Here is a 10,407-nt window from a genome sequence, read left to right on the forward strand (position 1 = left end):
GTTTTTTGATCAATTTTATTGGCTAAAAGTTACAGATTTGCTTAATAAAAATCCGACTTGTTTCCAAGTCGGCTTTTTAGGTTTTGCGCCCCAATTTTTTATAGCATAACTTTTTGAAATATAAAACTATTTTTAGATGCGTTTCGTATAAGCTCTATTATGTTAAATAGCTCCTTAATCAGGAGCTATTTTTTTGAAGTTTCACATAATCGATATCATATTAAACGAGGAAAAAATATATATTTTTAAAGAATTAGAGGTATATTCCTTGATTAATTTTAATTGTTGGAATTTTTATGGAATTCGCTTACAGCAAAGTTTTTAGTACGGTATTCCTATTCTTTGTCACAGCTTTAATGGAAATATTAGGTTGTTATTTTCCTTATCTAATTTTGAATCAAAATAAATCCCAATGGTTATGGATTCCAACAGCTTTAGCATTAGCAGCATTTGTTTGGTTATTAACTTTACACCCTGCTGCTTCAGGACGTATTTATGCTGCTTATGGTGGTATCTACATTATGTCTGCACTGCTATGGTTGAAATTTGTAGATGGTGTAGCTTTAACTAAATTTGATTTGCTTGGTGGACTAATTGTAGCTATAGGAGCATTAACGATTATTCTACAACCACAAGGGCTAATTCGATAGTTTCCTATTTTTAGAATTCCTAAAATTAACATAATACACCTTATACGAAATGCGTTATAATTATCCTTATGATTCAACGCTGTAGTTTCTTTTTTGCCCAACCTCCCCCAAGGTGGGCTTTTTTTTATGATTTTTCACGTTCCACGCCTATTATTTAAGTAATGTTTCACGACTTTGTTCATATCAGTTAAACAATCGTGGTTAATCATAGGGTCTAAAAAAACGGCTCCAAAAGCCTCTTTTTTCCGGTTCCTGTTCAATGTACTCCGGTACTGGAATCCGCTTATTTTCCGGCTGCTTCGGAGTAGTCAATCCGTCATCTTTCGGCTGAGTTTGGATCTCAGTTTGTACAGGAGCTTCTTTTTGTTGAGTAGTCAATCCATCATAGTTCGACTCACTTTTTGAGCTAGTGTCTGTTGCTGTATCTGATTTTGGATCAATAGACCTAGTTGTATAGGCTCTTGGAGCTTCTAATAATCGTTGTATCGCTTCAATTTGTTCATCCTTAACGTGTAATTGATCATTCTTGGCTTTTAATTCATCACGTTGAAACTGCTCACGCTCATGCGCCTGTTCAAGCTGTTTTTGAAGCATATAAACCTGCTGTTCTAGAAGGTGAACTTCTGACAACTTTCGTGTTTCGGTTGTCTGTGAACTGTTCACATTTCTAGACGGTTCACCAAAAACTCGAATAGCTTCGGAAAGATCAATTTTACCATCACTATTCTTACTTAAATTACCTTTATTAACTTGCTTATAAATGGCTTGACGAGTCATTCCATACAGGTTTGAAAGCTCAATAACAGATAGTGATTTCATCTTGTAATTCTGGTTGTCTATTATGTGAACCAAGATACATCAACAAACAGTCAACCGCTACATACACAGTCGATCTTTTATGCCTTAAAGCCTAAATTTTTAAGATGAGGAATAAGTTGTTTTTGTTGCATTGGATCTCGCAGCATATCTTTAATTCTGATAGCTAAGTCGTCATAACTTTCACCTTGTTGTGCTAGGTGAGATACTTCATGTAAGCGTGAAAGCTGATTACCAAACATATTAATTTGTGAATCTGTCAATTTATAAAAATTATTCTGTTCAGATTTATGCTCAATACTTTTTGATTTTTCTTTAAACGTGAATTGAATGTGTGTGACTTTTCGGCCTGTCTTTATTTGCTCGTAAGATACATTTAAAGGGCTATGTTCATTGATTTGATCTACAGCTGTATCAATAACCCATCTTTTTAAATCAGCAGATAATGGATATCTTTTTCCTAACTCCAACATACCTCTTAGAGATTCGATGGAAATCTCCCGTTTTCCTATTGAACGGTATTGGCTTAATAACTCATAAATACGAATAGCATAGGCGCTACTCATACCAGCAATGTCAGATAATGAATACTTAGTGAATTCACGACTTAGATTAGAAATGAAAGGCAAAATTTCTTTAGAAAACCTAATTCCTACAACGCTTTTACTTTCTAAAAATCGTATGGATTGAATCCATCTCATTTTGATTGATTCATCATCAATAGCTAAATTAATTGATCTGTCATATAAGCGGTTTACACCATCTTTTAGATCTCTATAGGCTGTTTTTTCATGAACCCCAAGTTTTTTTAAGTCATCAATAGTTACGCGATAAATTTCATCATCTGTGATGTCTTCAGCCCGACTAATTTTACTAATAGCCGCTAACACAATACGCTGTTCTGTTGAGCTGAGTTGATATGAAGCCTCAATAACTTGATTTGATTTAACTACTAGTTCTTTTTTAGATGGACTCATCACTTTTATTTCAAAAACCTAACTATGAGCACTATAATTCTCTCATAGTTAGTAGTCAATCCCTCATATTTAAGTAGTCAATCCCTCATAGTTAGTAGTCAATCCCTCATAGTTAGTAGTCAATCCCTCATATTTAAGAGATGAAAGCCTTGTCTTTAAAGGCTTTCAGCCTGCCTAAAAGATTTAAAAGATTTAAAATATAATTAAAAAGGGCTTATTAAAAATTGCCCTTGGTTTTCGCTACGCTCAAACTCTATTGAATCTCGCTTTCGCTCGATTCGAGGGGCAATTTTTTAGCTAATAACTTTGTGAATTGAAAAAAAGCAAAAGCAACTCGGAATTCGCTTCGCTCATAAAGCTTTTTTACTCGCTACGCTCGATCTAGGCTCAATTTTCAGCATGTGATTTACGCTTATTTAGGCTTCACAGCCTAAAAAGCTGTTTTTCAGAGAGTCGAAACGCGAATTTTGGTAATGTCGTTCGTAGACACTCACTTTGTAAAATTCGCTTGAACTTGAGAAGAACAAAGCGAACGGAGTGTGAGCGACTAAGAAAAATCAAAATCCCAAGACATATTCCATCTGTTTACAAGCTCCCATTTTCAATTTTTTCGGGAGTAGCAGAGCCAGCCCGAAGGGTGGCGACTTCATTGTTTTTTTGATACGCGTGAACTGTCGAACTTTTCCCAAGCGTCACTACATATAAGTAGTGACGCTTGAGGAAAATGAAGCTATATATAACTTAAATAGTAATATTGTAAGTTTTTGCCACGTGACAGAAAAAAATAGATGATATATTAATCAAACTTTCTTTTGTTTTTTCATAACTTTTCTTCGCTGACTTTTTTAAATTTTTCAGCTTAAACATAAAATTTTTAAAGGAGATCAACTACTTTCTAACGATTCACATCTATATATGCTGAAATTGTTTTTTTATAAAGTATTCAATATGTTAGTTCTAAAGAGTTTCGATTTTTTATAACTATTTTCTGTTTTTTTCAGCACTGTTTTTTAGCAAATGCGGATAAAACACTAACTTAACACTAAGCTTAAAAGCGGATCTCTATATGTTAATTTCTAAATTTTTTGGAAAAACGAAGAAATCAAATTTCATTCAAATTCTTGATTCATTGCGTATTAAAGATGGAATTGTCTTTATTCGAGTTTCTGGATTTACGCATACATTTGAAGCAAAAAATTGTAGATTTTCTGATGAAAATTCATACTTTGATATTGAAAATGCACAAACTGTAATCAGTCCGATTTCAATTGATTCATCAGATGTAATTTATTTTACTTACACAAAAAAAATGGATGGTAGAAAGGATTATGTAAGTACGCGATTCACTCTTAATAACTCAAAGAATTATAAAAAATCAAATGAATCATTTGTCTCTGAATTTTATAAAGTCAACAATCAATGACGTTGAAAAATGAGCTAGATGAGCTTTGCAAAAAATTTCGTACTGGGTCGCATGCGACCCAAGCTAACCGTCGTGCGATGCTGCATTTGTTCAGCGATCAGCTTGCATCCATTGGCTTTAATACTTATACGATGCGTGCAACTGATATAAAAGGCAAACATATTAATAGGTTAATAGAATTTTGGCGTAGAGAAGGATTGAGCGCAGGTACTATAAAAAATCGTATGTCTGTGCTTCGATTTTGGGCTGAAAAAGTTGGAAATCCGGGCGCAATTAAAGATAACAATACTTATAAACTCGAAAAGCGTGTTTACGTCACGAATGAAAATAAATCTGTATCGTTGAAAGAGCTCGATTTATCACAAATTGATCAAAATATTGCACAGTCTTTACGTTTACAAGACGCTTTCGGTCTCAGACGCGAAGAAAGCATGAAGTTTCAGCCTGTTTTTGCCCTCGACGGTCAAAAAATTGATAGTGCTAAATACATCCGAATCAAAGGCAGTTGGGCAAAAGGTGGTAGACCACGCACAATCCCGATAACGAATGAAAAACAGCGCAATGAGCTCAGAAACGCATACGCGCGAGCGGTTGAAAATGGGGGATCTTTGATTCCGAAAGAAAAGTCGTATGTTTCTCATATGTCTTTTTTTGAAAAAGTCACGAGCGCACTCGGGGTTGGCCAAACGCACGGCTTGCGCCATGGCTACGCGCAAGACCGCTATTTTGAGCTCATGGGATTTCAATGCCCCGCTGTTGGTGGTGTTAGAGAGCTAACGGCAGAAGAAAAGGAAAAAGACGCGGTTGTACGTCTGCAAATCAGTGAAGAGCTCGGGCATTCACGCATAAATATTACATCTGTTTATCTCGGAAGTTGGAGCAAAAAATAATGGGTGTCGCATCAGATATTCGCGAAAAACTTCCACTATGTGGTCGCTGCGTGAATTGTAAATTATTAATTTGGAATGAAAAATCTGAACTAAAAACAAGTCAAACATTAATTAAATTCAAAAGTTTAGAGTCATCTTATTTTTATACAGTACGTTGTTCTTGGCTGAAAAGCCCTGTTTCTGAACCCCAGTTTTTAGAGGTTTGCGAAGGAAGGCAGGAATCTAAATGACATTTAAAATTTTGCTGATTTTACTCTTTTTCGTTGGTATAGGTCTTTTCGCTGCGGCATATTTTGTGACGAATTTTATTATTTCTGAAATGATTGGAAAGGTAAAACAAGATCATTTAGAGGATGTTAAAAGAACGGCTGCTAAGTACTCATTAATTCCATTAATAATTTTATTTGCTGGTTTTTCATATTTCTTAAGAGTCAAATTTACTCTTCAAGACTCTGAATTTTTTATAATTTCTGGTATTGCCGCTATATTATTTTTTCTTGCTTTCTTTTTTGGTGCTCAATTTATTGCTCCCAAAAATATTGAGTATGAGCGAAAAACGATTGAAAAAAAGCAGTCCGCTGAAGGGCTTGGAACGCTTTTAAATGAAGTTGAACTAACTGAGGATGTGGGAACACCTTTAATTTCTTATATTTTGGATGATCAGTTTAAAGAACCTGTCAGAAAAGCACTAAGAGTCACGAATGAAGATCGTGGGATTGTTGCAGGTGTACCCGGTGCAGGTAAAACAGCTTATTTAGTCCTGCAATTGATTGACTGGATGGAGTCGGGACAAAGTTTTGTTGCAACAGATATTAAGCCTGAAATCTGGGCCATTTTGAAATATAACAATATTTTCGAGAAGTTTGGATATAAAGATTGGGTTTTTAATCCAACCGATATCAATGCGGATCATTACAATTTATTTTCAGAAGTGCATGATTCAGCAGAATTTAATGAAGTGCTTAATATCATTATTCCTGATACGGATTCAGCAGATGCAAAAGTCTTTAATGATAATGCCAGACGGCTTTTAAAAGCGGTCCTCATTGAATTGGGACCTCAAGCCTCCTTGCCGAATGCGCAACGTTTTATTAATTCAATGGACGATAATGCAGAGCTGTTAAAGACTTTGCGACAGTCTGATAATGAAACTGTGTCGAACATTGCGAAAGAGATTACGCGTATAGCAAAAGGCGATAATTTGTTTGCATCGATCATGACCGCAGTGTCTAAGGCCTTTGATTTTCTTGATGATGAACGTATTAGAAAATCAATTTCAGACAATGCAGAGGGCTTTTATTTAAAAGACGTTTTGATGCAACCTAAACAAGCGGTTTTCTTGCAGTTTGATCAACAGTATAAGAGTTCAACGGCTACCCTCTTCGGTGCAACAGTGGCGCATATCATGCGTATTTTGCAAGCGAATCAAGACCGTGGCGCGGTGTTTCTCGCACTTGATGAAATTATCAATTGTGCACCCATTCCAAAGTTCACTGATTTGCTCAATACGATCCGTTCTGCAAATATGCCTACGTTCCTATATTTGCAAAGTTTTGAGGGCTTAAATCGCTTGTATGGTGCAAATGCGGACAGGTTATTCTTAGGTTCGAGCAATTACAAGGTTTTGTTCAGAATTGATGATATTGCTACTGCTAAGGAATTTATTCAGTTGATCGGGAAAACAGAAGCGACTTATTTCAGCTATGACAAGAAAAAAGGGCAAGGTGTGAGTAATCATGATATTCAGACTCACAACACGTCATCGGGCGATTCACAAAGTTTCGGGCTTCTAGACATTATTGAGCCTGAGGAGCTGATTCAATTACCTGAACACACTGCTGTTGTTATGTATAAAGGGACGTTTGGCACTTTGAACATGCCGAAGTATTGGGAGTTGTTTGATATGCCGATACGGATTAAAAAAGCCAGTCCGACTGATTACATGAACTATGAAAAAACGGCTATATAGCCGTTTTTCTTTGTCTGATAGGCTCTAACGGTTGCATTTCGTAGAAGAGATTTTATGTTAAGTGAACGAGTTTCATCTAAGCGACATCTAGTGTCGTTTTAGGCTTTTTATTTACCAAAAACCACAATATATTGTGGTTAATAAAGTCTAAACACGGAAAACTATGGAAAAACAGCTCTCAGTTTCACTAAAAGGATTTAATGATGAAAACTTAGCAAGATCTGTCGGAGATTCCCTTTTGTCATGCTTTAATCAATTGAATAAATTAATTGATATAAGTCGATTAGAATTAATCAGTGTTGGTTATTCTGATGATGATTATATTTCGCTTTTATCAGAGTTTCGAAAGGGATTAAACAGAACCAATGACTCAACCGCTGTTGGTGCTGGGATGACAGTGGTATCTAATCCGACTGATTTAAGGTTTAGAATTTTTTTTAGTGGCGTTGGAATCTGTGGATTAATAAAAAAATATTACGATAATGATGAAAGCCTTATAGATGGAGCTCTTCACACGATTGCTCATGAATTTATACATGTTTATGTGGGCACTGAACTTTATACAAATTATTCAGAGTTATTAACTACAGTAACTCCCCAAAATATGCACCAAGAATTGAAGTGGAAAACGATATTATCCTGCTGGGACGAATATAGAGTTTGTTCTCTGTGTGCAACGTTTGGAGAAGATCCTACTGAAAACTATGAAAGTATTCTAAAGAACACTTTACACTCTTTTGAAGAAAATGTTGCTCAAGCGAAAATCGATAGGTCTGATTGGGGAATATTACTTACTAGAGTTTATTCTGAGATACATAGTCTACTTAAATATTCATCCTATTATTTGGGAACGTGTATTGGTTTCGAAATCGATTATACCGATACAGACTTGTACAAGGATGTAATCACTAAATCATGGTTCTGTGAATATTTTGATAGATTAGCCAATGTCTTGATGGATATAGAGCATAGCTTTGATGAACAGAATTATGATTTAGATTTTTTTTCTAATATATCTGACATATTAGTAGATATAGCATTGAAATATAAAGTTTTTGCACAAGAGAAAGGTGATGATGTTTGGGTGCAATTACTATCTTAATTTTTAAGAGAAACTAACAAGGGGGAGATTTTCCCCTCTCTTTTAAGCTGTTAGTTTTTTAGGTTCAAAAATATGATTAGAATTAAAGAAATCAAAAATTACATTTTTTACTACGGGAACAGAAACGCCATTGCCCATTTGCTTATAAACTGCCTGATCATTAATTAATTGATACGTGTCGGGATAGCCCTGTATTCTTGCACATTCTCGAGGCGTTATTCTTCTTAACGAACCCTGATGATAAATCCCTAAACGGTTGCTATCAGAGGCTGTTAGAGTAATGCTAATACTATTAGGGTCTAAAAATTTAAAAACTTCAAAAGACATATTTCCACACACAGGCTTATACCCTTCAGTGGTAATTTGTAGATAACCCTTTTTTATTAAAGAATTCGTCACTTGTTCGAATTTCTCAGCATTATAAAAAGTCAAAATCTGATCTTTAGTTAATGACTTACCATCTTTATGGGTACCGAAAATCTTTTTTCTTCTATTCGAAATCAACGAATTCATAAAGTCTATTTCATCTTCACTACACTTACCTTTTAGGTCTAGCTCCCATGAATGTATTGCATTTCCCCCTCTATAGTCAGTTAATCTATAGCCATGGATTTTGTTTAAATCACCATGTAAGGCCTTGGAAATTTTATGGGTAAAGTCTTTGGAGCATAGATACTTTGCATCAACATTATCTTCAAGGATGTCTTTTATTAATGTGATGTGGTTGTTTGAGGAAAAAAGATCCGTTTGTATATCATCTTTAAATTTATGAGAATCACTAGATCCACTATCTGATGATAAGGTCAGGCTCACCTTTTGATCTAATATTCCAACAATGTAAATGCGGACGCGGTTTTGTGGTACGCCGAAATGACTACTATTCAACAATACATAATTGATGCCGTAGCCCAAATCATCAAGGGTTTGCTTTATTGTCTCGAAAGTTTTCCCTTTGTCGTGTGTGACTAAGCCTCTTACATTCTCAAGAAGGAAAAATTTAGGTTTAGATTCTTTCAGAATCCTAGCAACCTCAAAAAATAGAGTCCCTCTAGTATCCTCAAATCCCTTTTGTTTCCCTGCATAAGAGAAAGCTTGGCATGGAAAACCAGCCAACAACATATCGAAGTAAGGAAGGTTTGATACAGACTTTACATCGCGATAAGGGTCTTCATTAAAGTTGAGTCTATAGCTCTCACAGGCTTTTTTATCTGTTTCAGCACTCATAATACATTTGGATTGAATGCCAAATTCAGCCAATGCTTGCTCTAGGCCTAAACGAAGACCGCCAGTACCGCAAAATAAATCAATAAAATTAAACAAGTGTATTTCGAATCCACGAGGAAAGTTGGAGTAGGTCAGATTGACTACAGTTCACAGTACAATCGCTATAGCTACATATTATACCAATGGCACTTCTACGTTCAAAATTACCTGCTCCATCGATGATATATCCCACATGATGACCTTCTGAATGCATCATATTTAGCCGCCTTTGAGCTGATACAGCTTTTCGCTCAATAACGCTATTCGTTGTTACCTGAAACGAGATTTCAATACCTATTGCAGAGTCTATGCCTTTTTTATTTACGACTATGTCAAAATTTAAGTATTTTTCTTCTTGGTCTTTTAAAGCAATTTTTCCATTACTTTTTACATCAAAATCATTACCTAACTTTTCCTGTAATTGTTTTTGAATAAGTTTTTGTAAAAGTTGACCATTTGAATTCGATTTTGCGCCACTGGTGATTTTACTGACAAATATATAGCGTTGTTTTAGATAAGAATCTAAGGCATCTGCGTTACTCATTTTTCCAGCTATATCGCATTCTAAAAAAACATCATTACCTGAAAAAGCACCATAGATAAAAATCATGATGATGTCTTCATACAGATCATTTAGAGCATGATCTTTTGAAAAAGAGTCACCATCAATTTTAAGCTTATTGTTGCTAAGGCCTTTGAATGTTTGATTTTTAAATAAATAAATTTTTTCCAGACCATTTAATTCGTACTTGAAATAGAGCTTTCCATTGTCGTTTCTAAAAAAAATGTCTTCGTATGTATTGGATAATCTTTTTAATAATTCTCCACCGAAGTCTGTCAAGATTGATAAGTGTTTAACGAAAACATTAGCTGGAAAATTCGATGCTCTAATCACATCGAAAATTGATTTTGGCTCATTAGGATCAGATAATTTAAGAATGCTTATAAAGCGATCATGTGTAGCTAATAATTTAGGAATAATACTAATCTGTTGTGCTAACTCTTGTATTTCTATAGGCCACCATTTGATTGCAGTTTTTTCAAGTTGATGGATATCTTTGTTTAACATAAATAAAATTCTAGTAAAAATAATGTTCTATGCATAATTATAACGAAATTAAGAGAAAAATGGCTTTAACCTAATTCATGTCAACCTGAGTGTACATAATTGCTTAAAGCTTACCCCAAGGTTTATCCGCAGAAATTGGGGATTATTCCTGAATTGAGGCCCTTGAGAAATCAGGAAAAAATGCCAAAATGAATGTTTTTTGATCAATTTTATTGGCTAAAAGTTACAGATTTGCTTAATAAAAATCC

10 protein-coding genes are annotated in these 10,407 nt (G+C 34.8%); 6 read left to right on the plus strand and 4 right to left on the minus strand.

All coding sequences use genetic code 11. The annotated features are described in order from the left end of the window. Positions 1-296 precede the first annotated feature (296 nt). Entirely contained in the window at positions 297-650 is a 354-nt protein-coding gene (locus tag B806_RS0105205) for a YnfA family protein (RefSeq protein WP_017402714.1), read from the plus strand. A gap of 201 nt (positions 651-851) precedes the next feature. Here B806_RS0105205 and B806_RS0105210 read toward each other — a convergent pair whose 3' ends face one another. Beyond that, positions 852-1,469, minus strand: coding sequence for a plasmid replication DNA-binding protein (locus B806_RS0105210; protein ID WP_025466670.1), 618 nt, complete (start codon positions 1,467-1,469; stop codon positions 852-854). A gap of 77 nt (positions 1,470-1,546) precedes the next feature. Next, entirely contained in the window at positions 1,547-2,446 is a 900-nt protein-coding gene (repM, locus tag B806_RS0105215; RefSeq protein ID WP_025466671.1) for a replication initiation protein RepM, read from the minus strand. A 1,063-nt stretch (positions 2,447-3,509) separates the two neighbouring features. On the opposite strand from repM, the gene B806_RS0105220 reads away from it, so the two are divergent. The 5 genes from B806_RS0105220 to B806_RS0105240 all read left to right on the plus strand — a co-directional run bounded on the left by B806_RS0105220 (position 3,510) and on the right by B806_RS0105240 (position 7,827). Continuing rightward, positions 3,510-3,866, plus strand: coding sequence for a hypothetical protein (locus tag B806_RS0105220; protein WP_017402717.1), 357 nt, complete (start codon positions 3,510-3,512; stop codon positions 3,864-3,866). Further along, the gene (locus B806_RS0105225; protein ID WP_017402718.1) at positions 3,863-4,756 is read left to right on the plus strand and encodes an integrase domain-containing protein; all 894 of its coding nucleotides are present in this window, start codon (positions 3,863-3,865) and stop codon (positions 4,754-4,756) included. Before B806_RS0105220 ends, B806_RS0105225 begins: the two co-directional genes overlap by 4 nt. Next, positions 4,756-4,986, plus strand: coding sequence for a hypothetical protein (locus B806_RS0105230; protein WP_017402719.1), 231 nt, complete (start codon positions 4,756-4,758; stop codon positions 4,984-4,986). The genes B806_RS0105225 and B806_RS0105230 overlap by 1 nt, the downstream gene beginning before the upstream one ends. After that, on the plus strand, positions 4,983-6,725 hold the full coding sequence (locus B806_RS0105235; protein ID WP_017402720.1) for a type IV secretory system conjugative DNA transfer family protein: 1,743 nt from the start codon (positions 4,983-4,985) through the stop codon (positions 6,723-6,725). Before B806_RS0105230 ends, B806_RS0105235 begins: the two co-directional genes overlap by 4 nt. 163 nt (positions 6,726-6,888) lie before the next feature. Further along, on the plus strand, positions 6,889-7,827 hold the full coding sequence (locus B806_RS0105240; protein WP_017402721.1) for a hypothetical protein: 939 nt from the start codon (positions 6,889-6,891) through the stop codon (positions 7,825-7,827). 42 nt (positions 7,828-7,869) lie between these two features. Here the strand turns inward: B806_RS0105240 and dcm are convergent, their stop codons facing one another. Together dcm and B806_RS0105250 are read right to left on the minus strand one after the other, a co-directional pair. After that, positions 7,870-9,147: a DNA (cytosine-5-)-methyltransferase gene (gene dcm, locus B806_RS0105245; protein ID WP_017402722.1), complete on the minus strand. Its 1,278-nt coding sequence runs from the start codon at positions 9,145-9,147 to the stop codon at positions 7,870-7,872. Then, a complete protein-coding gene (locus B806_RS0105250) occupies positions 9,140-10,159 on the minus strand; it encodes a hypothetical protein (protein WP_017402723.1) in 1,020 nt (339 codons plus the stop codon). The genes dcm and B806_RS0105250 overlap by 8 nt, the downstream gene beginning before the upstream one ends. Positions 10,160-10,407 lie beyond the last annotated feature (248 nt).

It is taken from the genome of Acinetobacter sp. TG2027 (assembly GCF_000302435.1).
In the GTDB taxonomy this organism is placed as follows: domain Bacteria; phylum Pseudomonadota; class Gammaproteobacteria; order Pseudomonadales; family Moraxellaceae; genus Acinetobacter; species Acinetobacter pittii.